The sequence below is a fragment of the Pseudoalteromonas tunicata genome, from assembly GCF_002310815.1.
Classification (GTDB): Bacteria; Pseudomonadota; Gammaproteobacteria; order Enterobacterales; family Alteromonadaceae; genus Pseudoalteromonas; species Pseudoalteromonas tunicata.
The window spans coordinates 314,892-339,113 of the sequence record NZ_CP011033.1; the positions used below are offsets into that span (position 1 = coordinate 314,892).

Annotated in this window: 17 protein-coding genes; 11 read left to right on the plus strand and 6 right to left on the minus strand. The window is 38.8% G+C overall.

The window, feature by feature from the left end:
- Window positions 1-299: 299 nt before the first annotated feature.
- Both PTUN_RS19020 and PTUN_RS19025 read left to right on the plus strand, forming a co-directional pair.
- Window positions 300-971: a hypothetical protein gene (locus PTUN_RS19020; protein ID WP_040643480.1), complete on the plus strand. Its 672-nt coding sequence runs from the start codon at window positions 300-302 to the stop codon at window positions 969-971.
- 629 nt (window positions 972-1,600) lie between these two features.
- On the plus strand, window positions 1,601-2,665 hold the full coding sequence (locus PTUN_RS19025) for a hypothetical protein (protein WP_009837106.1): 1,065 nt from the start codon (window positions 1,601-1,603) through the stop codon (window positions 2,663-2,665).
- 177 nt (window positions 2,666-2,842) lie between these two features.
- On the opposite strand, the gene PTUN_RS19030 is transcribed toward PTUN_RS19025, so the two are convergent.
- The 3 genes from PTUN_RS19030 to PTUN_RS19040 all read right to left on the minus strand — a co-directional run bounded on the left by PTUN_RS19030 (window position 2,843) and on the right by PTUN_RS19040 (window position 8,630).
- Window positions 2,843-3,619, minus strand: a complete 777-nt coding sequence (locus tag PTUN_RS19030) for a thioesterase II family protein (RefSeq protein WP_040643479.1) — start codon at window positions 3,617-3,619, stop codon at window positions 2,843-2,845.
- A gap of 269 nt (window positions 3,620-3,888) precedes the next feature.
- Window positions 3,889-4,908, minus strand: a complete 1,020-nt coding sequence (locus PTUN_RS19035) for a GGDEF domain-containing response regulator (RefSeq protein ID WP_009837104.1) — start codon at window positions 4,906-4,908, stop codon at window positions 3,889-3,891.
- A gap of 14 nt (window positions 4,909-4,922) precedes the next feature.
- Entirely contained in the window at window positions 4,923-8,630 is a 3,708-nt protein-coding gene (locus PTUN_RS19040) for a response regulator (protein ID WP_009837103.1), read from the minus strand.
- A 285-nt stretch (window positions 8,631-8,915) separates the two neighbouring features.
- On the opposite strand from PTUN_RS19040, the gene PTUN_RS19045 reads away from it, so the two are divergent.
- The 9 genes from PTUN_RS19045 (at window position 8,916) to PTUN_RS19085 (ending at window position 18,810) form a co-directional block, all read left to right on the plus strand.
- On the plus strand, window positions 8,916-10,742 hold the full coding sequence (locus PTUN_RS19045) for a vWA domain-containing protein (RefSeq protein WP_009837102.1): 1,827 nt from the start codon (window positions 8,916-8,918) through the stop codon (window positions 10,740-10,742).
- Window positions 10,743-10,785: 43 nt separating this feature from the next.
- Window positions 10,786-11,373 carry a sigma-70 family RNA polymerase sigma factor gene (locus PTUN_RS19050; protein WP_009837101.1) on the plus strand — a complete coding sequence of 196 codons (588 nt, stop codon included), beginning with the start codon at window positions 10,786-10,788 and terminating at the stop codon, window positions 11,371-11,373.
- Entirely contained in the window at window positions 11,366-12,124 is a 759-nt protein-coding gene (locus PTUN_RS19055) for a hypothetical protein (protein ID WP_009837100.1), read from the plus strand. Before PTUN_RS19050 ends, PTUN_RS19055 begins: the two co-directional genes overlap by 8 nt.
- Before the next feature lie 177 nt (window positions 12,125-12,301).
- Window positions 12,302-13,879, plus strand: a complete 1,578-nt coding sequence (locus PTUN_RS19060; RefSeq protein ID WP_009837099.1) for a peptide MFS transporter — start codon at window positions 12,302-12,304, stop codon at window positions 13,877-13,879.
- 396 nt (window positions 13,880-14,275) lie between these two features.
- Complete coding sequence (locus tag PTUN_RS19065) at window positions 14,276-15,460, plus strand: DUF547 domain-containing protein (protein ID WP_009837098.1); 1,185 nt, start codon at window positions 14,276-14,278, stop codon at window positions 15,458-15,460.
- A gap of 528 nt (window positions 15,461-15,988) precedes the next feature.
- The gene (locus PTUN_RS19070) at window positions 15,989-16,438 is read left to right on the plus strand and encodes a GNAT family N-acetyltransferase (protein WP_009837096.1); all 450 of its coding nucleotides are present in this window, start codon (window positions 15,989-15,991) and stop codon (window positions 16,436-16,438) included.
- 54 nt (window positions 16,439-16,492) lie between these two features.
- Window positions 16,493-16,915 (plus strand): thioredoxin TrxC, encoded by a 423-nt coding sequence (gene trxC / locus PTUN_RS19075; RefSeq protein WP_009837095.1) that lies wholly within the window; start codon window positions 16,493-16,495, stop codon window positions 16,913-16,915.
- A gap of 80 nt (window positions 16,916-16,995) precedes the next feature.
- Complete coding sequence (locus PTUN_RS21870; protein WP_269725426.1) at window positions 16,996-17,148, plus strand: hypothetical protein; 153 nt, start codon at window positions 16,996-16,998, stop codon at window positions 17,146-17,148.
- 594 nt (window positions 17,149-17,742) lie between these two features.
- Window positions 17,743-18,810 (plus strand): DUF3083 family protein, encoded by a 1,068-nt coding sequence (locus PTUN_RS19085; RefSeq protein WP_009837092.1) that lies wholly within the window; start codon window positions 17,743-17,745, stop codon window positions 18,808-18,810.
- Between the two features lie 132 nt (window positions 18,811-18,942).
- Here PTUN_RS19085 and PTUN_RS19090 read toward each other — a convergent pair whose 3' ends face one another.
- The 3 genes from PTUN_RS19090 to PTUN_RS19100 form a co-directional block, all read right to left on the minus strand.
- Window positions 18,943-19,410: a hypothetical protein gene (locus tag PTUN_RS19090; protein WP_009837091.1), complete on the minus strand. Its 468-nt coding sequence runs from the start codon at window positions 19,408-19,410 to the stop codon at window positions 18,943-18,945.
- Window positions 19,411-19,574: 164 nt separating this feature from the next.
- Window positions 19,575-20,873 carry a metallophosphoesterase gene (locus tag PTUN_RS19095; RefSeq protein ID WP_009837090.1) on the minus strand — a complete coding sequence of 433 codons (1,299 nt, stop codon included), beginning with the start codon at window positions 20,871-20,873 and terminating at the stop codon, window positions 19,575-19,577.
- Between the two features lie 38 nt (window positions 20,874-20,911).
- Window positions 20,912-23,701, minus strand: coding sequence for a TonB-dependent receptor (locus PTUN_RS19100; protein ID WP_040643477.1), 2,790 nt, complete (start codon window positions 23,699-23,701; stop codon window positions 20,912-20,914).
- Window positions 23,702-24,222: the final 521 nt, after the last annotated feature.

Sequence of the window (24,222 nt, forward strand, 5' to 3'; positions counted from 1 at the left end):
ACTCGCTTTTGACGTGCCAATCCACCTGGTTACTCTTTAAAATCCGATCTAGAGATGATCGGCATGGCTATTTATTTTTAGTAAATTTGTTTTGTTTTCTATTTGCTTGTTAATAGATATTACATATTTAAACAATTGGGTACAAATCCGAACAATTCTCAATCTTGTACCTTTTTTAGGTTGTGTTAACCTTTTAATTATAACTTTCGTAATTCGAGAATATTTCCTGAAAGGTCCTTGTTTAAGGAAAACTTATTGAGAAGTTTATACCTTAAAATACACATATTATGGAGATGACTATGCATAACATTAAAAAAGGATTTGGTATTGCATTTATGTTTGGTTTAACTGCTGTGCTGACAGGTTGTGGCGAGAGTTCAGATGAGTTAGATGATAAATTAAATCATGATGTAAAAATTACTTTAGTGAACTCTTTGGATTACATGGTGGACTTCCATGTTAAAAAAAGAAGTATCAGCACAGGATATAGCGGTTTATTTGATAGTGATAAAATAGCGTCAAAAGACATCCCTTCAAATAGCGTTGCTAATACTTATAACTATAGTTACAAAGTAACTAATAATATGGTTAATTTCGGTGTTAGAGATAGTATTAATGCAGATAAAGAAGACCGAATGACAACTACATTGAGCAAAAATGATAACCTTTGGGTGATTGCTTGGGAAGCATCTGGAGACAGAGAACTTTCAGTTGTTGATAAGAAACAAAGTAATAATGCAGATGTATTTAATGTGCGTTTGTTTGCAAATGGTAATTATGCAGTATCCGTAGATGGGAATCACGTTTTGAATACCGAAAAAGGGAAAGTAACCACTTATCTAAAAGTCGCTAACTGTGCTAATGGGCTCAAAGTAGCAGATAAAGCGATTGATTTATGTACCGGTGATTTCGCAAAGTCCTATTTACTCGTTGTTGATAATAGCGGTAAACGCGTTATGGCTGAGGAATAGTTTTAACTTTTGAGCTGCGGTAAAAGTTATGGCCTCACATTACAGGGATAGGAAGTGTTCTTTTTGTTAAATAACCTTGTACCATGGATGGTTATGTAATTAGTCAATAAACATCATTTTATTGATGAATAAGACCACAAAAAAAGCTATTTTGCTAAATGAAGGAAGTTAAAAAATGGATTTATATTTAAGAAACGAGCAGCAGAAAGTGAATGTTAATAAAGCGCTGAATTTTTTCACTCATAGTGAAACAGGCTTCAAACATAAGTTTGGATCCTCTTAAATTTTTATTGTAATTTTCATGTCATATTTTGAGTAGGCAAATGAGCAATATTTCGCTAGTATTTAGCCAAGTTCAGTGATTTTGCGTAAAATGAGCATAGTTTAGACATTTATTGGGTTGTAGCGAGATACGAGTCAACTAAATAAATAAGTTCGCTCAATTGATCAATTTAAAATATTTCCAGTGTGTATCTCTTATGTAGTAACGTTTTAGGTTGCATAACCGACAATCAGCACACTTCAAAATATGTCATTATACTTTTTAAGATCACTAATAATAGCCACACTTTATAAGTATTAGGTCACTCGTAATTAGTAAAGTCAGCACGTTTAAATGAGTAAAAGTAATGTTAGAGCAAATGCTACTAAACAATCTAAATAATAAAGAACAATTTAATGATGAGTCATTCGAATATAAGAGTGTGTTTTTTAGCTCTGTAGTGCCAGATCCAACTAATGGACGATTTCTACCATCTATTTTTGTTGATGATGAGCATGCAAGGTTATTTGTTGCCCGTAAGCTCAGTAAAGCGCAATTGATTAAGCTATATCATGGTGAGGAACACGTCTTAATTGGAAAGTCGATTATTATTAATTGCCTGACACGTGATACAGATGATTGGAAACGAGCTGCACATACCATAGAGTCAATTATTGAATTAGGTGCAAATATCTCTGTTTCCGAAATGATCCAGGTGCCAACGCTTTTTCCTCTGCATGATGGAACGTATCAAATATTAACCGGTCATCGCCGTTTTTTTGCACTTATATACGCCAAAGGTTATGGGGCTGCCGCTCAATTTAAGGTTTATGATAGTAAACCTTTACTGATAAAAGTGAAGCAGTTTCAGGAAAATGCGAGTCGTGAAGATTTACCTAAGTACGGGAAATTACAAGCATTTGTGAATGCAAGCACTGAAATTGAGCAACTGAATAAAGCTAGAATGTTGTCTGGGATGTCGCGATTGACCGTTAGAGAGATAGTTTCCACTTTAAGTATTTCGATGGGAGCTTATGACAATTATAATGTACTCGTTCGTTATCCTATTGTGATAAAAGCTTACGAAAATGGCTGTAGTTATTCATTTATTAAAATGAAAAAGCTAATTTTATCTGTTGAAGCTGACTATAAACAGAAACATCCCAAACCACATTTGAATGTACAAGATAAGAAAGAAATTTCAGAGCAGATCGAACAGCAGATATTGGGTATCAAAAAGCAGCCACAAAAAACGGTTCCGTCTTTTAGTATTCAATCACTTAATTCTGCAAATGCCTTAAAAGTATTATTAACTCAGGATGTGACCAAACTTGACATTCAAATTGAGTGGAATGAACTCGATTGGAACGATAAAAAAATGGTCACCGGTGCGTTAAATAAGCTAGTAGAGCATCTGAATCAACTCCAATAGACCCTTGCTCTATCAATTTGATGGTGATTTGCATGGAGCTGTATTAACACATACTGTAGTTGAGTTGTTAGAGAGTATCGTTATTGTTGTTCTATTTAATCTAGTGGCATTTTATAGTGGTGAAAGGCCTAAAAACCTCAATGACCAAAATTAAAATGCCTACTAGTTATTCAAAATTTATAATGTGCTATAACTCGCGGCAAGCGCGGTTCCTACACGTTGCGAAACTTGATGGATCACTTCATTTCTAGATTGATTTATAAAAAAATGATCGCCAGGCAATTGTACTAAATGATGTCCTAAATCAGATAATTCTCCCCAAGCGCTCAATTGATGCTCTTCGATGTCAATATCATCTTGGCCATGTAACACGAGAATTGAAAACGGCATTTTGCATTTTTGGGCTAAATAAGTTTCGGCGATTTTAAAGTCAGCCCGTAGAAGAGACATAAATAAATCCATTAGTTCTCTATTTTCTAATAGTTCCTTAGGGGTGCCATTTAGTTTTTCTAATGCTTGGATAAATTCATTTTTTGGTAGGTTATGGATCATCTCTTTATCTTTTGAGACGTGTGGTGCCCGGCTACCTGAAGCAATAAAATATTGTGGCAAGGGCATTTCATTTTGTTTAAGTCTATAACAGAGTTCATAAGCTACCCTGCTTCCTAAACTATGACCAAATAATAAATAAGGTTGTTGGGTAATAAAATCAGCATGTCTCATCAATTCATCGATCAACGATGTCATATTATCGTGAGGATCTTCTGCAAGACGAGATCCCCGACCTGGTGGCTGAATAATGACAAGCTCAATATCATCGGGAAAACTATCAGCCCATGAAATATAGGTACTAACACCTCCGCCGGCAAAAGGGAAACAAAATAGCCTCATTTTAGGGTAAGGTCTGGGCTTAGGTATTACGAAGAGTTTATTACTTTTTGATGAATAAATCATGAATAAAAACCTTATTAATTATTGGTTTAGTTGATTCATGTTACTTATATAGGAACGGTGTGTAAATATAAACTTCTCAGTATTGTTTAAAATTAAAATGAATAATAAACACTTTTATATCGCAAAAGTATAAAGGATGTAATAAAGCTCGCCAGTGTATTAAATTTTAGTTTTTTTGACGTTTAGGTTAACAGAACAAAAAAACTAAAATGCTCAATTAAGAATGATAAAAAAATGTAATAGTCTTTATATATCAATAGTTTTTTTCTTTAAGGTTGCCAACAAACGCGGTTGCGACCTTGTGCTTTAGCTTGATATAAATACTCGTCAACAATTTTAACGAGCTCTTCATGTGATGCTTCGTGTTTTGGGATCATAGTTGCACCACCAATGCTAATGGTTACGTAATGTGATATTACAGATGATTCATGAGGAATTTTCAGCTGTTCAATAGATTGGCAGATATCAGTCAAAATACGTTTGGCATCATCGGCATTGGTATCGGGTAGTACAATCACAAATTCTTCTCCGCCATAACGAGCAATAATATCATGGGGCCGTTTTAATTGATTTTTTATGTGTTTAGCAACTAAACGCAAAGCTTCATCGCCACTAAGATGACCGTATTCATCGTTATAGCTTTTAAAGTAATCAATATCTAACAAGGCTAAAGAAATCGCTTTGTTTTCACGTTTACAGCCATTCCAGACTTTTCGGATATCAAGCTCATAAAAACGACGGTTATAAATTTCGGTTAAGCTATCTACGAGGGCTAATTTTTCAAGTAGCTTTTTATTACGTTGCTCTCGCAGCACATTTTTTACTCTAGCTTGCACAATAGCCGGATGAAATGGCTTTGAAATATAATCAACAGCGCCCAAATCGAGACCATATTTTTCATCGTCAGCAGAAATTTTTGATGAGATGAAAATAACCGGAATATGCATCGTTGATTCATCGCTTTTTAACGAACGGATCACTTGATGACCTGTAATTCCTGGCATCATAACATCGAGTAAAATTAAATCGGGCAAATGTTTTGTCGCAAGAGCTAAACCTTGGGCGCCATCTTTAGCTAAAATCACTTTGCGTTGTGACATTAGCAACTCACAAAGCATGGTTCGGTTATCTTTAGCGTCATCAACAATGAGGATTTTTTCGGGTTCACTCCCAATGAGTGAGAAAGGATCTTTAGTATCATCAATCATAATAAAAGGTTCATTTTCTAATGAACTGTCAAAACAATGTGATGTGCTGTTTCTTTGGTTAATTATTTGATTATCTTCCATATTCCCACTCCTTGTTAATTGAGCTTTTCTGCAAGTATTTTTAAATGGTTACTTGCCCTTGGGTAATCCACATCTTGGATGCTCGATAAAATACTATCTATTTCGTCTGGGTATTGATTGCTAAGACTAGTGCTTTGTAATTCGTAAATTAAGAGTTCGGCTGCCGCATTGTCATCGGCCAAAAATAGGTTGAGTTGTTCAATGAGCTTTTGGATTTCAGCGTTGTCATTGTCGGTAATACTCGTTGTGAGTTGTTTACGGCTCGGTGGCAAACTATTGAGAGTGGCCAGCGCATGGTTAAACTGTTGTTTAAAAGGCTGTAAATATTCATCTAATACGACTAAATTAGCGGCTAGATTTTGCGAGTTTAAGTTACCGGTAAATTGTTCAAGATGCGCTGCCTGAGTGCTAAGGATTGATTCACCTAAACTTGCAGCCGATGATTTGATGGTATGGAAAAAACGGTTTAGCGCTTCACAATCTTGGTTAGCTAACATAGCGCGTATTTCAATTTCATAATCACTGTATTCAGTTAAAAACATATGTAGCATTTTTAAATAAAGCTCTATTTTGTTTTGGTGATTTTCTAAACCCGTTTGGGTATCGAATCCAGAGAGTTGGATCGGACAGCTCTGTCTTACTTTTGTTTGTATATTGCTATTTTGTGAGTCACCAAAAGCTGAAAATTCGATTGTTGCGTCTGCGGAAAATTGATTAATGGTGGCACTTGCATCAATCCATCGAGTGACAGTGAGGTAGAGTAATTGATGGTCAATTGGTTTATTTAAATGATCATTCATGCCAGCATCTAAACTGCGACGATAATCATCGGCAGATGCATGTGCGGTCATCGCAATGATAGGCAGTTGTTTGTGTAATGGATTTTTACGTAATTGTTTAGTCGCTGTTAACCCATCCATAACTGGCATTTGTACATCCATAAGTACTAAATCATAGTGGTATTGATTGATCATATCGAGTGCTTGTTGTCCGTTATTCGCGGTAGAGACTTGAATGCCAACATCTAATAAAAATTCAGAAGCAACTTCGCGATTTAAAATACTGTCATCTACTATCAGTACTTTTTTATCTCGCAGCGCCGATAAATCAAGTGAGTTATTTAAATTAAGCTCTCTTTTTTGCGCGCAAGTTCTTGAGGTTTTTTCTTGAAAAAATATTTCGACTAAGTTGTCATGGATACAGGAAGCATCGACGGGTTTGGAAATGATTTTTTTGATATTGACGTTATGGGCATCAGATTCGAACTTATCGACATCATAAGCCGTAACCATCAGCATGGCGGCCGGTTTGGTAATATGGACATTTCGTTCAATTTTACTGGCGGTTTCAACACCATTGATGCCTGGAATATTCCAGTCAAGGAATACGACATCATAAGGTGTTTGCTTTGAGCAAGCCTTTTCAAGTTCATCAATACCGGCATAGCCGTCAGCCACGGTTGTTACCTCAAGTCCTAAAGAAGTTAAAATATCAGCTAAGACTTCTCGGGCCATCGCATTATCGTCAACCACTAATGCGCGCATTCCTTTGAGCCTATTATGAAATGGCATTAGCGGCGTTTTTTCTGAGTCATTAAGGGTGAGTTTACAAGTGAAATGGAATTGACTACCTACATTGAGTTGACTCTCGACCCAAATTCGCCCGCCCATCAGTTCAGTCAATTGGCGACTGATAGCCAAACCAAGTCCGGTGCCGCCATATTTTCGGGTAATACTCGAATCCATTTGCATAAATGGGGTAAATAAAAGATTAATTCTCTCTTGTTCAATTCCAATACCCGTATCGATAACACTAAAGCGAAGAGTTGATTGTTGGTTGTGTTGTTCAAGAAGCTTAACTCGAATAATTACTTCTCCTTGTTCGGTGAATTTAACTGCATTGCTGGCAAGATTAATCAAAATTTGCCCTAATCGAATAGGATCACCTATCCATTGAAAAGGCACTTTCTGATCTATGTCGAGCAACAATTCAACGCCTTTATATTGTGCTTTATAAGCGCTAATGTTGGTGACACGGCGCAGTACATCTCGAATATCAAAAGGGGTGTAATCTAAAGTAAGTTTGTTTGCCTCGATTTTTGAATAATCTAATACGTCGTTTAATGTATTGAGTAGCACATCAGAAGAGGAAAGTACCTTTTCCATAAAATCGCGCTGTCGTTTATTGAGCTGCGTTTTAAGCATGAGTTGACTGAGTCCAATAATCGCATTCATTGGCGTGCGTACTTCATGGCTCATATGGGCAAGGAAATTAGATTTTGCTTTGCTGGCCGATTCAGCTTTTTTGCGAGCTTCAACTAGTTCAGATGTGCGCTCAGATACTTTTTGCTCAAGATTGGTATTGTAATCAAATATGCGAGTCGCCATTGATTTAAATGCGTTAGCTAAAATGCCCACTTCATCTTTGCGGTTGCTAGGTAGCTCTATTGCACCACTGGCAACCAGTTGATAGTTTGCTTTGCCGATTTCGCTTGATGCTTTACCAAGCATTTTTAGCGGGTTAACAACTTTATTCAGTGTGACAACGTAGAGCATCAGCATTTCAACAATTAACGACAATAAACCAATAATTAAGACAAAACGTGCCGTTGATTGTGCAGCCTCATTGACCAATGCTTTAGGATACACGGTCACAAGCAACCAATCAGGGCCTTTTATTGGTGCAACAGCGAGCCAAGCTTGTTGTAACTCATCAAATAAAATAGCGGTTTCGTTGGTATTTCGTTGAGTGATTAGATTAATTGTTTGGCTCGGTATGGTGTTATTTTTTAATTTTTTAGCAACAGGATGGGGTTTGTTTTTTAAGGCATCTTCTATTTCTGGGTGGACAATTAATTGGCCTTGGGAACTAACAATAAAATTATAGGTGCCTTCGAGTTTGTCGTTAATAATCCTATCAATTAGATCTAACAGTAAAATATCGTGGCCAATATTAAGAATATTTTCACCATTAATATCAACCGGAGTTTCCAGTGAGACCATCCAATCTTGCGCTGTTTGGTCATAATATAAATCGGTCCAAACGGGTACTCGTTCAGGATTATTTTTTGGGATCACCACATCAAACCAAGGTTCCTTGCTAAAGTCTAGATCCGCTGCGGCATCAAGCCCCCAAGGTAAATCTGGCCAATAGAGGATGGCGACATTTTCGGGCATAGTGACATAAACACTGGCAAATCTATTAGTCCAAGCAGGACCATATTGGGCAAGTAAATGGTAAGAAATATTGAGTTTATTGCGAAAAGCTTGATTGTTGATTGGTGCTTTGGGGGCTATAAAGCCTGAAATATTCTTAATAATATCGCCTTGAGGTGTCGCTAAACCATAAAAAACTTCTGGCTGTAAACGTGTGGTGCCATCATCATGGCTAATAAAACGTTGCCCAAACTCGTCATCTGAAATATTAATACCGCTGTTATAGGCTTCGATGAAGTGTTGTTTAAATACTTGATGATTATCATAGGCAAGTTCAAAAATAACACTTTCTTTTTCACTGCGTTCTTTGATGTATTTATTAAGGGTTTCTACCACTTGGTTTTCGTAAATAGTGGTGATGTGCCAATAAGTCGCGCCTGAAACTAATACGACAATTAAGGTAAGGCGCAATGCCATTTGTAACAACATTGCGGTGGTGAGCTTATCTTTAAATTTGATTGCGTCAAATTCGCCGATTGGCAGTTTGGGTTTGAGGCTTCCTTGCATCGCTATCCTTATGTGAGCATCGTTTTTATTTTGGCCCAACTAAACTAATCGATATGAATGAATTTCATTCCTACAGCAAGCCTAGCGTAGCTCGATTTTAATTCAAGTTTAGGTAATAAGCTGTAAGATAAAAAAAAGGAACAAAGACTAAATTAGAAAGGTATTGCTACAAAATAAAGTATTAAGCTGTGTATTTTAGTTAATTGAAAAATTTTAACCCCATTTTGGCAAGACGTGCGTTTATAGAGTTAGAAATGCTTATTATCTCATTAAAAGGTCAAAAAAATGATTCAACTTACAAGTTATAACAGCGAAAAAATGCATGGGTCAATTCTAACGCTGACTATCATCAGCTTATTAGCTGGCTGTCAGGGGCAGCAGCAAAATACTTCGGCTCAAAGTGATGAGCAGGCTGCTGTTATAGAGCAAAAAAACACACAAAGAGAAGCACAAACACAGACAAATACTTCCGCAGAAGTGCAAACAAAAAGCAAATCGTCACAAGAGAATGAGATTAGGTTTAATCATCCTCGTATTGAGAATGTCGCGGGATTAAACCATGAAAGCCTCGCGCCTGCACAAATGCAGCAAGTGCGCCATCGGATTGGTGCGGTTTATCCACCGATGCCAATGCCACCTATTTTGCCACCTAAACCCATGCCCCCACAGTTTGAAAATGAACAAGCGCGAGAAAACTACCTTAAAAATGAACAAAACCCAGTAAAACAAGTCATGCTTGAACCTGTTTCTACGTTTTCAATCGATGTTGATACTGGCAGTTACAGTAATAGCCGACGGATGATAAAAATGGGAAAGCGACCGCCAGCAGACGCAGTGCGCGAAGAAGCCTTTATTAACTACTTTGATTACCATTACAGTGCACCAAAGTCTTTAGAGACACCATTTAATGTGCATACTGAAGTCGCTCCGGCACCTTGGAATAACCAGCGCCAATTACTGAAAATAGGCATTAAGGGGTTCGACATTGAAAAAGCAGAGTTAAAAGCGGCTAATTTAGTTTTTTTGCTAGATGTGTCAGGCTCGATGAATGCACCCGATAAATTACCGCTGCTCAAAAGTAGTTTAACCATGTTAACCAAACAGTTAGATGAAAACGACTCGGTTGCCATTGTGGTTTATGCTGGCGCTGCAGGTTTAGTATTACCCGCAACAAAAGGAAATGAATATCAAGTAATTAGCAATGCGCTGAATAATTTATCAGCAGGAGGCTCAACAAACGGCGCTCAAGGGATTGAGCTTGCTTATCAAATTGCTAGCCAAAACTTCAAAAAAGAAGGGATTAATCGTGTTATTTTAGCCACCGATGGTGATTTTAATGTTGGCATGAGCTCGGTTGACGCGCTAAAAAAGCTCATTGCCAATAAACGTAAAACAGGCATAGCCTTGACCACTTTGGGGTTTGGTCAAGGTAATTACAATGATGGTTTAATGGAGCAATTAGCAAATATAGGCAATGGTCAGCATGCTTACATTGATACCATTAATGAAGCGCGTAAAGTCTTGGTTGATGAGCTGAGCAGCACAATGCAAATTATTGCTAAAGATGTCAAAATTCAAGTAGAGTTTAATCCTGCACAAGTGGCTGAGTATCGCCTGATTGGTTACCAAAATCGCCTTTTAAAACAAGAAGATTTTAATAATGATACGGTTGACGCTGGTGAGCTTGGAGCCGGTCATACGGTGACGGCGCTGTATGAAATTACACTTGCGAATTCACCAGCTAAGCAGATTGACGACTTACGTTATCAAACGCCTCAGCAAATGCCGACAAACTCTAATTTCTCAAGCGCGCAAGATGAACTAGCCTACGTGAAATTACGTTATAAAGCGCCAAACAGTGATGTCAGCAAGTTAATGAGCCAAGCAATTTTTGCCAGTGAAACACAATCGCAATTTGCTCAAGCCAGTCAAGATTTTCAATTTGCGGCAACGGTGGCAGGTTTTGCCGATAAACTTAAAGGTGAAAAATACACAGGGCTTTGGCAGTATCAACAGCTAATTGATGTTGCTGTGGCGAATAAAGGGGACGACCCATTTGGTTATCGAAATGAGTTTATTCAATTGCTCAGAACAGCAGCTGAGCTTGAATAAACCATTTTGGTTTGAATATCTAGCAGTTAGCTTAGGGTAGGTAATGTTAAAACAGGGTGTGATGGACGAATTAAGTGATGAGCATTTAATGCAAAAATATGGCTCAGGTGATGCCAGTGCCTTTGAGCAATTGTATTTACGCCATAAAAATAGTTTATACCGTTATTTGCTGCGCCAGAGCACTGAGCCACAGATAGCAGAAGAGATTTATCAGGATGTATGGCACAAGGTCATTGCTGCGCGCCTCACCTATCAAGCAAGTGCACAATTTAATACTTGGTTGTATCACCTGGCTCGTAATGCACTCATCGATCATTTTCGTCGAAGCGCTACAGCTCATAAATATGTGGTAGAGGATGACGGATCACACAACCATGCAGAGAGTGATTTGGTTGATAATGAGCAAGCCATCGATACAACAAAACAGCTCATGCTGTTAAAACACTGTTTGCAGCAATTACCGCAGCCCCAGCAAGAAGCTTTTTTACTCAAACATGAAGCTGGACTGAGTTTATATGCCATTGCAGAGGTGGTGGGTGAGCAAGAGCAAAGCATTAAAAGTAGGCTGCGTTATGCATTAAATAAACTCAAATATTGCATGCAGGCCAAATTAGGAGACAACCATGGCTAATAAATTAACTGAAGATGAGTTAGTGGCACTATATCACCGTGGTGCGGATGAAATGCCAAATAAAACCCTAGATGCAGCTATTTTATTGCGAGCAAAACAAAGTTGTGAAACATCTGATACAGCAATATCAAACAATTTAAATGTTATGAACGCTGGCGTTACTGAGCTGCAAAGTAAAAATGTAGTTTCCATTACTCATCAAGCGAATCGTCGAGGCACGCATTGGTTGTGGTCGCTTTCAACCGCAGCATCGGTTTGTTTAGTGGCATTGATCTATTGGCAAAATAGTGATCAATATCATTTTGAGTCGCAAAGTAGTATCCAGCAACAACTTGAGATCTCACCTGTTCAATCACAATCAATAAGCATTGAAGGTAAACCCTCGAGAGAGTTCGAACAACAAACTCCTGTTTTACTTCGGGCAAAAGAATTTGAAGCCGATAGCATACAGCCTAGTGCAGCGGCGATAAAAAATGCAGCTCAAGTAATGAGTCCATTACATAGCGTTGATATTCAACAGCGCAAGGAGCAAGCCAAAGGAAGCCTTGCCGAGCGTCAAGGTGCGCAGCCAACAACGCCGAAAATGCTTGCAACTCCAATATTTGAATCGCGTTTAATTGAGGTCGATGAATTACTTGATAAAGGAGAGATAAAGCAGGCAAAAGTAGTGCTAACACTGCTACTTACAGAACATCCAGGACTTAAAGCGCACCTTAGCGAACGTCAGCAGGCGTTATTAGCTAATCATTAATCGAGACTACGAGGAAAATTTTAAATCAAAACAGCAGATTAACGCTGCTGTTTTTTTATATATTAAGATTATTTAGTACATTAGATATGTTAATGGTCGTAATCAGCAGTAGTCAATTATTAATCAACGCGATAGCATGGAGAATCATAATAATAACAGCCTAATGCAGGAACACAGATGGCCGTAATAACACAGCAACAGCACGCTGAATTTTTGGGACATCCCAAAGGACTCTATGTGTGCTTTTTTACCGAAATGTGGGAGCGTTTTTCTTTTTATGGAATGAAAGCGCTCCTATTTTTATATCTTGTTAAATATCATTTATTTACCGATGAACATGGCTATAACTTATTGGGTGCCTATGGTGCTATGGTATACGCCATTCCGGTGATTGGAGGATTATTGGCAGACCGTTACCTTGGTACTCGAAAAGCGGTTATTTTTGGCGCGACTTTATTAGTGCTTGGTCATGCGGGTATGGCGTTTGAAGGGCATCAAGCTGCGTTGGTAGACGGTAACATCATGCGAGATGAAACCGCCTTGCAATATTTTTATTTTTCACTCTCGCTCATCATTATGGGAGTTGGGTTTTTAAAACCGAATATTTCAACCATAGTCGGGCGCTTGTATCCTGAGAATGATCCGCGCCGCGATTCTGGTTTTACGTTGTTTTATATGGGAATTAATGCAGGCGCATTTTTAGCGCCATTGATCTGTGCTTACCTTGGCGAAACATATGGTTGGAAATATGGTTTTGGTTTGGCGGGTATTGGTATGTTGGCTGGATTGGTTATTTTCATTACGGGGCAAAAACATTTACAAGGACATGGTGAACCACCGGTTCCTGCGAAGTTAAAACAACAAGTATTTATTTTGTCTATTGAACAGTGGATTTACTTTGGCGCATTTTGTGGTTTATTTGTTGTTTGGGGCTTAATTCAAACTCACTCTATTTCAACTCAATTAGTCAGTTGGCTCCCTGCGGTTTCACCTGTGATTTGGTTTTTACATCTCACTACTATCATTTTATTAAGTGGGATTTTTTGGTTTATGGCCAAGCGCTGTACCACCGTTGAGCGCCACCAAATGGGGGCACTCATCGCCTTTATTATTGCAGGATTGCTGTTTTTTAGTCTTTATGAGCAAACCTATGGCTCGTGGGTATCGTTATCTGATAGAGTGATGGATCGTACGTTATTAGGCGTAGAGTGGACCGCAGGTCAGCTTACGGCCATTGGTGCGATGTTTATTTTGTTACTCTCACCATTTTTTGCCTGGCTGTGGCCATTTTTAGCAAAACGAAACTTAAACCCAAGTAAACCGTTAAAAATGGCTCTGGGTTTATTATTTGCTGGTTTGTCATTTTTAGTATTAGTTTGGGCGACCAATTCACCTATGCCTAATGGTTTAATTAGTGTTTGGTATTTAGTACTGGCGTATTTGGTGCTTGAGATAGGCGAGTTAATTTTATCACCGATAAGCTTGGCTGCCGTGACACAATTATCGGTGAGTAAAGTGGTGAGTGTGATGATGGGAGCGTGGTTTTTAGGCACTTCGTATGCTGAAATTTTATCAGCCGAACTTAATAAACTCGCAGCGATTGAAACTGATGCCGGAGTTATAACTGACTCTGCTGCTGCCTTAGCTAAATACCAAGACCTTTTTTGGTTTTCGGCGCAAATTGGGATAGGACTTGCTTTGGTCTATTTGCTACTGACACCGCTCTTGAAAAAAATGATGCATGGTGTGGCTTAAGCCTTAGCGTAAATTGGTGGGATAACGAAATAACAAAGGCGCTGTCTGCGCCTTGTTTTTCAAAGCTGTTAGTTCATCTGAGGAGCTCTGAAAGCAATCGATTTTGTGACAACAAGCATTATTTAATTGAGGGTCACTGTAAATTCATATGCTCATTAACTCGGATAATTTACACAATGCAAAAAAGTTGTCGACTGACATGAGTTATTTTTTTGAGGGATTAAATGGCAATAATTTAATAACTAAAAAGTAACATATCATTTTATTTAAATATATTTCATGTGGTTATATGTAATTTGTGCGTGGGTTAAGCGGCTGTAAACATTCAATTAACACTTGACTGTTAAATGAGCGGGTTGTACTTTGATTCAGGTGTATAACCATGGACGAATTAAAATGAAAAAATATATCCTGCTTGCCACCTTATTCCTTACACCTACTTTAGTGTTAGCTGATGAAACTAAACTAGCACCAGAATTCCAAGGTGAAACTTGGAATTCAAAATACAAAATTTCTTATGATGACCTTAACAATGTATTAGATCTTATGGTGCTTGATACGGGCTTATCAAATCGCGATAGCATGAGCACTAACCGAGCGAACATTGGCACAAAGTTAAAAGCCAGCCGTAATAAACACACTGGTTTAGAAGCGAATCGCTTTTATTTTGAAGCTTTTAAAACCGATGAGCTAAAAAGTGTATTTACAAAAATCAGGCAATCTCTTGAGCAATTGCCAACCGAGTTACCGTTAAAAGAGCTAAAACGCAAAGAGCAACTAGCTTATTGGTTAAACCTCTATAATGTAACTGTGCTTGAACAGCTAATTAATCGGTATCCGATTGCCAAGCTAGAAGATGAATTAACCGATGAAGATTCATTTTTGAACGAGAAATTATTGACGGTTGCGGGCCATAAATTATCACTGAAACAAATTCAAGATGAAATTTTATTTGAAAAATTCGGTGATAAACCAACTGTTATTTATGGCTTATATCAAGGTAATATCGGCAGTCCAAATATTCGTACCGAAGCTTATACTGGCGACAAAGTTGACCTTCAATTAGAACGAAATGCCACCGAATTTATTAATTCCAACCGAGGCGTGTTTCGCCATGGAAAAAATAAGGTACGTGTTAGCCAGTTTTATGAACAACACGCTAAATATTTCCCAAACTTTAAAGAAGATTTAGTGAAGCATTTATCACTGTATTTAAAAGGTGAAATGAAAACCTATCTGTTGAGCGCTAAACGTATTACGGCAGATATGGAGGATTGGAGCATTACTGATGTCTATGGCTCAATGCGCAGTTATGGTACTTCTGCTAACAATAATAGCGCAGCAATCCTCGATTCTGCGTCAGCAAACTCAACCGATAGCTCACGAGATGGCTCAGGTGGTGGGGTATCTGCGTTTAATTTGGCTTTGATATCTGATCAAGTTGCTTCTCGAACTATTTCATTTGGCCGTTTTAGTGCAGAACAAGCTGACATGCTTCGCAAAATTCAAGATAAGAAAACTCAAACAGGTAGCTCAGTAACAGTGACCGATTTATCAAGCGATGACAAAAACGATAATTAGATTAGCTTGGTCCAGTTAAATAAAAACGGCAGAGAGTTCTCTGCCGTTTTTATTTATATTTATCAATTATTTGTTTCGGTTAGATTGAATCCAATTGCCAACTTTGTTATGTTCGCGCCAATATTAACAAGGTGATTTGGTTGCTTTATTAAATTGCTTATTTGTAGGGTTAAAGTCACAGTAGATGGGTTGTATCTTTATCGCATTAGTTTAAGGCGGGCTCATCTTTACGTCTTTTGCTAGCTTTGCTCGGTATGTAATTTAGTCATTCTAAATCAATATTGAGCAAAGCTACCGCCTCTTGCTCTCGCTCCTTATCTACCGCTGTGTAGGCAACAAAGAGCAACAAGCGTATAGGTGAACCCGAAGTACTGTGGCTGTTTGGCATTTCTACTGCGTTGATACCGATTTATGTTGAGCACGACACTAGGTCGGCTGCGCTTTGGCTAAATACTAAAACAAAAACCTATACTAAAGGTCAACAAGGCCTTAATTATTTGGGTTATTTTGAATTGTCAGGAGGAACTAATGACAAGCAATATTGTAATTTCACCCGCTGTTAAAGCTGACCTTCCGTTTATTTATCAGCTCGACCAAGTCTCGTTTACAGGCGAGGGGTATCCTGCTTTTTTTTTGCGTCAAGCCTTTGATTGTTGGCGTAATCATTTTTGGGTGATAAAACAAGAGGATGACGTTATTGCGTATTTATTACTGGTACCCTCAAGTGAAACTAAAGGTGATGGTTGGATTTTATCCTTGGCTGTAAGTGAGCACGCCAGAGGGCAAGGATTAGCGAAACAATTGATTCAGCATGCTATTGATCATGCAACAGACTTTCAGCGTTTATTACTGACCGTGAGCCCAGATAATTTAGCTGCATTAGCGTTATATCAACAATTTGGTTTTACTGAAATTGAGCAAGAATATGATTATTTTGAGCCTGGTGATTGCCGCTCAATTTTAGGGTTAACCTTGTGATAAATTTAGCCTAGCTTTGGCTTTTAGCGTGTTAAAACGACCTTTGGAGGTTTTATGATTATTGCGTGCCCACAGTGTAATGGGTTAAACCGAGTACCAGATGAAAAGCTGACTGAACAGCCTAAATGTGGCAAATGTAAAACGCTTTTATTATCAGGGCAGGTACTTGAATTAACGAGCGATAACTTTATTGTACACAGTCAAAAATCTGAACTGCCTTTGGTGGTTGATTTTTGGGCCAGCTGGTGCGGCCCATGCCAACAGTTTGCACCTATTTTTAATCAAGTTGCGAGTCGTAAACACACTCAGTTTCGTTTTGGTAAAATTAATACCGAACAACAGCAAACATTAGCGGCGCAGTTTAATATCCGTTCAATTCCAACCTTGAAGATTATTAAACAAGGGAAAATTGTTGCCGAGCAGGCGGGTGCATTGCCCCAATCAGCCTTTGAGCAATGGCTTAATGCGCATCAATAAAGGCTTTTGCTGTAATTTTGTAACAGATGTACCAGATGGCAAAGCTGATATAAGCTGGGCTAGACGATAAAAGCGAGCTGCTGCTGGTGCAAATTGGCATCAGTTCTGTGGCCGAATTTATCCAGGTCGACCCTTTTTTGTTGTACGAACAATTAAAATCAGCAGGTCATACTGTGAGCTTAAATTTACTGTATGCCATGCTAGTGCATAACAAGGTTGCCATTGGCAAGTAATTAAACGGGCACAAAAAATGGCCATTTTAGTCCGTTTAGATGATTTAGGTATTGCGCCATAATAAGGGTTACAGAATAGAGTTTTTATTTATGGTACAGCAAAATTTTGTTAGGATCGGGTGCATGTTATCTCCCTCGTTTAGATGGGTGATATTAAAGCCAATTGAACGTGCCTGATAGGTCCCAGAATATGCTGAATGTGTTTAAATGGAGTGTGAGTAAACTCCCACTATTATTGTTTGTATTGTTACCTTTGGCGTTCGTCATTTACTCTTTTGTTGATACTTTTTTGTACACTAAAGCAACCTACGCACAACTTGAAAGTGTAAACAGCTTTTCGTATCACCTTGGTGCTAACATCGCCACCTACTTACCAAGCGCACATACGGGAACCTTGTTGCTTTGTTTTGTTAGCGTGTTTTGTGGTTGTATTTATTCTACGCTGAAACAAATTTCTAATCGTTAGTGCTGCAGCAATCATTTCATGTTTTTGGCCCGAAGTTTGTTCTAGCGCAATAAATGCGTCACCAATTCCTTTTACACTGCCCGCAACTTAACTGTACTTCATTAGTTCTAGATTAAAGGAATAAGTAAATGGCCTCACAAAGTCAGCATCGTGTTTATATCCCAAGTAATGCGCGTTCAAATCAATATATTTTGGCTGAGTTTAAATTGGATGATCTGTTTTATCAGCAATTTTTAAGCCCTGCACAAGCATACCAAAAAATTAGTGAACATTTATTTACTCTTTGTGAAGAACGTGAACTCCATAACGTACATTTAATCGCTAACGATAAACTGCCAATCGTGCGTTTTCATGAAGAGTCGTATTGTTTGCAAACTAAAAAACAAGTGATGTTTTTTTATAATCCAAAATATCATGAATCTCACATGTGTATTGAAGATGCCGACTATGTGGCTAAAAAAATTCGTATCGTCTTTTTGGCTACCGGTGATGAACTTCGGGCCAACGCAGCGCAATTTCATCGTCGTGTTGCGGCGGTGATTAAAGAATTTAAAACTACGTTACCTGAATCAATTCAATCGATTAAAGTGCGTGATCACCAACATTTAACCTACGATTTATTTGCTAATGCCAAAGGCAATAAAGAGAGTTATGGTTACAAATTACGAAGCTTAACACCGCGTTATCAGACTCGAGAGTGTCCATTGCCTGCAGAGCACAGTGAAATGACCTATGCCACAGTAAGCATTCCATTAACTCGGGCGATTAAAACGCAATTTTTACCGCAAGGTGAGCAAGGGTATGCCAATTTATACCGTTATTTAGAAGATACATTTTTAACGGCCTGTGGCACAAGGAAATTACAGCGCATTGCTATGGTTGCCAATGATCGCATTCCTTTGGTGCGTAATAGCCAAGTTGATAACAATGCGCAAAATAGCGAACTGCAAAAAATTAGCTTTGATCCTGCTAATCATGACACTCAGTATTACGGTTTTTGGCAAGAGGATAAATTAGTCCAAACGGTTTATTTTATTCTTGCCGCAGGCGATGAAGATAAAAATGACATTGGTTTTGGTAAGTTTATGAACAGTGTAGAAGCTGCGATGCGAAGTGTGGCTGATAAGTTTCAAATCCCTGCAGATCAACAAAATGTGACCATTCGTTTTTATCAACATGTAAGCTATCGTGCTTAACTGTAAAACGCTTTGATAAAAATAGGCAGCTTGGCTGCCTATTTGCGTTTAGTTTCAAGGGTAAAGCTAAGCAGGATTGGGGATAAAATACATCATAGCTATAAATTAGTTTTGCCAGTTAAGAAGCCAAAACTAATGTAAAACACGGCTAGCTAATGGAGAATCGGATAAAGCGGCCTCACTGGTTACGCCATGTTGTAGCCATTGTTGATAACAGCGATGGCTTTGTCGGGTGGCAATTTTGGCGATATCACTATTACGATGTAGCGTAAGACGAGTCATTGCTTCATAAGCATGATAAAGCTGAAGCGATGCTTGTGCTAATAGATTTTTTGCTGTTAGACAATCGGCTATATTGTGCATAGTAACAACCCAAGCTGCAGCACACTGGGCGAAGTGATTAATACTGACATCATCGAGTTTATTACTCAATAACATGCTCATTTGATTGGCGCAGGTTAATTCTGCGGCTTGATAACTTGCTAGTGCAACATCGTATTGGCAAGCGATAAAAGCATGATTTGCGCTTTGAACTAATTCTTGCCAATCAAGTAACAGCTGCTGGTGGACTTGAAGTGAACTCGAAAGCTGTGATTGCATAAAACACCAGTTGATAATGATTCTCAATTAAGTTAACCATAACGTACTTTTATTTAAATGAGAATCATTTTCTTTATTCGGTTGTTATTTTGCTGATAATTATCACATTAATTACCAAGGCATTTCCCCCTTGTTGCAGTCGGAGCATAAAGGGGGTTATCGTTTTAAAAAGAGCGATGTGGAAAGCGAAAGCTCGGTTCAGTTATTAACTCACCTGACGCATCTTTTGGTGTTGAATAGAAATTAACGATTAATTCATCGGTTTGATTATCAACTTCGATATGAGCAAATCCCCAAGTAAAACTTTTAGACCAAAGTAAGTTGTATTGTGGGTAGCGTAGCGCTTGTTGTTTTGCAAATGGGGTGTGTTTACCCCGCATTTTGGCCGCCGCGCCACTAATGATAAGGGGAAGTTTAGCCAGTTTTTTATCGGGTACTGCCACTGAACAATCATCGGTTAATAACTCTAAATCATGTTCATGTCCGGCAATATACGCATCAGCATATTGGCATAAACTAGGTAATAACAACTCTTTTAGTACATGTCCCTCTGCGTATTTTGAGCCTCCAATCGACCATAAAATATGATGACCGTAAACAATTTTCCATTTTGCGGTAGAGTTTTTTAAGCCTTCTTTGAGCCAATTTAGCTGTTTAATATCCTCACCAGCTAAAGGAACCTCATGCTTTTCATGTGTTTCTACTTCAGCTAAATTATTTGCCTTTGCTTGTGCCAAACTTTGTTCACGACCATCAGGTAAAAGGGGAAGGTTGTAAAAGTGCTGCCCTGACAATAGTAAGTTGGTATCAAGGACAAAAAACTCAACCTCATTGCCTGGTGTGCCTTGGCGATAGCTGTAGTAGCCTTGTTTATCAAGTTGAAAATGGGGTTGCTGTTCCATCCAAGCAATTTGTTTAGCAACGCCGACACGAGATGTTTTCCAATCGTGATTCCCAAGTGCCGAGTAAACCTTAAGCGCTGGTTGAGCTGCAAACAAAGGGCTCAGCGGAGCTAATATTAAATCATTCATGCGCTTGGTATCGTCTTTGCCATCGTTGGCATCGGCACCATCAGGATAAATGTTATCGCCTAGTTGAATGGCAAAATCGCAGGGTTTTTGTTGACACAATGTCGTCATCGCTAAACCTACCGCTTCTGCGCCACCTTGCTCTGTGGTGATATTAGTACCTGGATAAACATACAAAGGGGCATGGTCAAACTCAGCTATTGGACGATGATCTTCAAGCCAGTCGCGTAGCGCTTTGGCAATAAATTTATCGGGTGCAAGTGGTTTTTCGATATGTTTTGTCTTTGGGTAATCCACATGATAACCACCATCACCAAAAGCTAAAAAGGCAAGATTGTTGCTCGCTTGCGGTGCTAAATGTGTCACTTGATGGCTGCATGCACTTAAAGCTAAAGCAAGTAAACTTATAGAGATAAAAATTGTTTTTTTATTCATAAATATACCTAGCAATTTTCATTGCTAGGTCCTTAATATTAAAGAGAAGTAATGGTCAGTCCCAACTCAAATGAGCGGCCGTATTCTTCGTATTGATAGTTGTTTGAGGCTGTACCGTGATAAAGATAAAACGGCTCATCTGTGAGGTTGGTCGCATTAAAATAAACTTGAGCGCGCTCGTTAAAGTAGTATTTAGCACTAAAATCAAGTTGGGTATGGCTTGCTTGCATTACGCGGCGGCTGTTTTCGGTAAATTGATAGCTTTCACTTTGATACGATACGCTTAACCGTGTACTCACTGCGCTATTTTCAAATCCTAGCATGAGGTTGGCGACGGTATCAGACTGGTTGGGCAAGGCTGCATCGGCATCAATTAAGGTTGCGTTGCTGGCAAACATAAAGCCAGAATCAAATTGTTTATGCCACGCAAGCTCAAGACCTGTTAATGCGGCACTGCCGCCATTAACAGCTTGCATCACCTGTTTGAATCCTTGCCATTGGCCGTTATCTTGTACTTCTTGTTGGCTAATAAAATTGTCGATATCTTTATAAAAGAGCCCGGCAGATAAGACACCCACTTTGCTTGGATAATACTCAAGTGATAGGTCAAGATTAATCGATTTATATGGGTCCAGTTCTGGATTACCCACTTCAGCTTGTCGCACTGTCGTAATTTTGCCATTTTTTTCAATGCTTTGTGTTTCAATCAGCGCATATGCGGCTGAATCTGAAAACGTCGGTCTGGCGATAGTTTGTGTGGCAGCAAAACGGCTAATTAACTTATCCGAATGTTGATAACGTAGATTGAGGCTTGGCAATAAGTAGTTGTAATCTTTATTGACTTGCCAAGGAGTGATATTAACAGTTTGTGAGTCATTGACGTCATCAACAACTAACTCGACCTTATGGCCTTTGGTGCTAAATTGTGTGCCTTCATAACGCATTCCAGTAATGATATCGAGTTGGTCAATATCAAGGCTTAGCATGATGTAAGCCGCTAAAATATCTTCTTCAGAGCGATAACTTTGGCCCAAACTTTCGATATCGGTATCGTTTTGATTAATATCAAATTGGGTGCTGTTGGCTTTGACATAGTCACGTAATTGTTGGCGATTGAGTCCAGGTCCAAATGCACCTAAGCTGTAATTTGGCACTGCAGCACTAAATTGTGCAGCGGTGATATCGTCAAAGCCGCCATCATAAATAACGGTATCTACCTTGTTAATTTTTTCACGGCGGCTGTATTTGGCACCAAATTTTAGTTGGCTGTTATAACCTTGCCATACAAACTCTTTGCTTAAATCAATTTGAGTACTGAGGGCTTTATCTTCGCTTAAATTATTGGCCAATAGAACTTCATCAAGTTCAAAGTTTTTAAGTTCTCCAGCGGATGCAGATTGGTTTAAGCGAGGTAAAGTGCCAACTTGGTAGCCTAAATCAAGTCCTTTACCTGCAAAGCTGACATCTAAGCGATTATCTTCTTTTTCATTCGATTTTGAATATCCAAGGTTATATTCTAAAAACCAATCAGTTAACTGAATTTCAGCTCCGCCAACTACCGACAAAATCTGCTGTACTTCGTATCTATCTTTGGTATCACGGTCCATTTTCGCATCAATAAACTGGGCCGACATATCGGTTAAACCTGAACTGACGATAGTCCCTTTGGCAAATTTGTATTCATTTCGTAAGCGATATTCATCATCGGAAAAATCACTCCAAAGGGTACGTAAATAATACTTATCGTTAGTGGCTGAATGTAAATCAAGATTGAGCGCTGCACCTAAACGCTCTCGAGTGATCAGATAATGGCGCTGCTCTATTTCTTCTGCGCCAAAGTACGCAATATCATCACCACTTAGGCTATCTTCGGCTTCGAACTCACCCCAACCGCCATCAGTTTCCATATTTAAGGAGCCAAAGTCACGTTTAAACCACGACACTGCGGTTGCAAGTCCTAAGGTATAGTGATTATTGAGCTCATATATATCACTAAAACTGGCAGATAGTTTAGGGCTGGTTTTATCAACTTGCTGATTGTGTGAGCCTTGTACGGTTAAGCTATAGCTTTGAGCTTGGCGATCGAAGGCAGATAAACTTTTTACTTCAATTGAACCACCCACTGCACTGGCGTCCATATCGGCTGTGACGGTTTTACTGACTTCTAAACTTTGAATGAGTTCACTTGGGAGCACATCCATGGCTACGCTGCGTACTCCAGCTTCAGGAGAAGGCACATTGACGCCGTTTATACTCACATTATTGAGGTTCGGATCGATGCCTCTGATCCCAACAAAGCGGCCTTCACCTTGGTCGCGGGCAATAAACATTCCAGGTAAACGTTGTAGCGCTTCAGCTGCATTTTTATCTGGCAGCTGGCCAATACTGTCACTGCTGACAATAGCCTTGATATTCGCTGCATTTTTTTGACGGTTTAGGGCACCCATTTGGCCAGCCCGTTGACCTAATACCAAAATATCATCCATGGTATTGGATTTATTTTGTAAAGTAATGGGTTGTTGCGTGACCTGATTATCTGAGATGGTAATCTGCGTCGTAAAAGGAGCTGCACCTAAATAGCTGACCTTCAAGGTATAGGTGCCAGCAGGCAATTGGTTAAAACGATACGCACCATCACGACCACTAATGGTTGATTTTCTAAGTTCAAGCAACTCAAGTTTTGCACCTTCAAAACGCGCTTTTTGTTGCTGATCACTAATGGTGCCCACTAAGGTATTAGCACTTAAAGTAGGTGTCATTAGCAAGCTGGCAATACATAAAGCCAGTGGCGTTTTTTTACAGGTCATTGAGGGGAGCAATAACTTCATTTTGTTTGTTCTCTTTTAGGCATTATTGAAAGTAACGCATTGCTGCGCCAGACGGTGGCCACACGCTAACGTTAAAAAGTGAACAATTTATGTCAGAGATTATAACAACTTATTTTTAATAGCTTTTTTGAGTTGTTTTGTTTCTAAAAAGAATGTAAGTGAGCTAATTTGACCCCTCATATAAATCAATATTTGTTATTTTTGGCGCAGATATAAGTACCCTCAAAATCGGATAATCACTCTATCTCAGGCAGTTATTTTTAACGCTAACAGCATTGGATTAATGTGGAGTAGACCCGCTATTAACGTATCCATCCGCCTCGGTTCCCTTGACGATTTTTGACTAGCGATGAGTAACTTAGCTGCTTACTGTTAATTTAATTGGTTAGCAAATCTCTGATCCAAAACTGAGGTTAAGTATAAAAAGGAGAAGAAAATTAAAAAAAGTGTCACTTAGCTGAGCTATTGTGACCCTTTTATGCTGCATAGGTCGATTTATGATAACGATGTTTTTACGACCT

What these genes read in the sequence shown, in the direction of transcription:
- PTUN_RS19020 (WP_040643480.1), top strand. Translation starts at nt 300, where the DNA reads ATGCATAACATTAAAAAAGGATTTGGTATTGCATTTATGTTTGGTTTA.
- PTUN_RS19025 (WP_009837106.1), top strand. Translation starts at nt 1,601, where the DNA reads ATGTTAGAGCAAATGCTACTAAACAATCTAAATAATAAAGAACAATTT.
- PTUN_RS19030 (WP_040643479.1), bottom strand. Translation starts at nt 3,619, where the DNA reads ATGATTTATTCATCAAAAAGTAATAAACTCTTCGTAATACCTAAGCCC.
- PTUN_RS19035 (WP_009837104.1), bottom strand. Translation starts at nt 4,908, where the DNA reads ATGGAAGATAATCAAATAATTAACCAAAGAAACAGCACATCACATTGT.
- PTUN_RS19040 (WP_009837103.1), bottom strand. Translation starts at nt 8,630, where the DNA reads ATGCAAGGAAGCCTCAAACCCAAACTGCCAATCGGCGAATTTGACGCA.
- PTUN_RS19045 (WP_009837102.1), top strand. Translation starts at nt 8,916, where the DNA reads ATGATTCAACTTACAAGTTATAACAGCGAAAAAATGCATGGGTCAATT.
- PTUN_RS19050 (WP_009837101.1), top strand. Translation starts at nt 10,786, where the DNA reads ATGTTAAAACAGGGTGTGATGGACGAATTAAGTGATGAGCATTTAATG.
- PTUN_RS19055 (WP_009837100.1), top strand. Translation starts at nt 11,366, where the DNA reads ATGGCTAATAAATTAACTGAAGATGAGTTAGTGGCACTATATCACCGT.
- PTUN_RS19060 (WP_009837099.1), top strand. Translation starts at nt 12,302, where the DNA reads ATGGCCGTAATAACACAGCAACAGCACGCTGAATTTTTGGGACATCCC.
- PTUN_RS19065 (WP_009837098.1), top strand. Translation starts at nt 14,276, where the DNA reads ATGAAAAAATATATCCTGCTTGCCACCTTATTCCTTACACCTACTTTA.
- PTUN_RS19070 (WP_009837096.1), top strand. Translation starts at nt 15,989, where the DNA reads ATGACAAGCAATATTGTAATTTCACCCGCTGTTAAAGCTGACCTTCCG.
- trxC (WP_009837095.1), top strand. Translation starts at nt 16,493, where the DNA reads ATGATTATTGCGTGCCCACAGTGTAATGGGTTAAACCGAGTACCAGAT.
- PTUN_RS19085 (WP_009837092.1), top strand. Translation starts at nt 17,743, where the DNA reads ATGGCCTCACAAAGTCAGCATCGTGTTTATATCCCAAGTAATGCGCGT.
- PTUN_RS19090 (WP_009837091.1), bottom strand. Translation starts at nt 19,410, where the DNA reads ATGCAATCACAGCTTTCGAGTTCACTTCAAGTCCACCAGCAGCTGTTA.
- PTUN_RS19095 (WP_009837090.1), bottom strand. Translation starts at nt 20,873, where the DNA reads ATGAATAAAAAAACAATTTTTATCTCTATAAGTTTACTTGCTTTAGCT.
- PTUN_RS19100 (WP_040643477.1), bottom strand. Translation starts at nt 23,701, where the DNA reads ATGAAGTTATTGCTCCCCTCAATGACCTGTAAAAAAACGCCACTGGCT.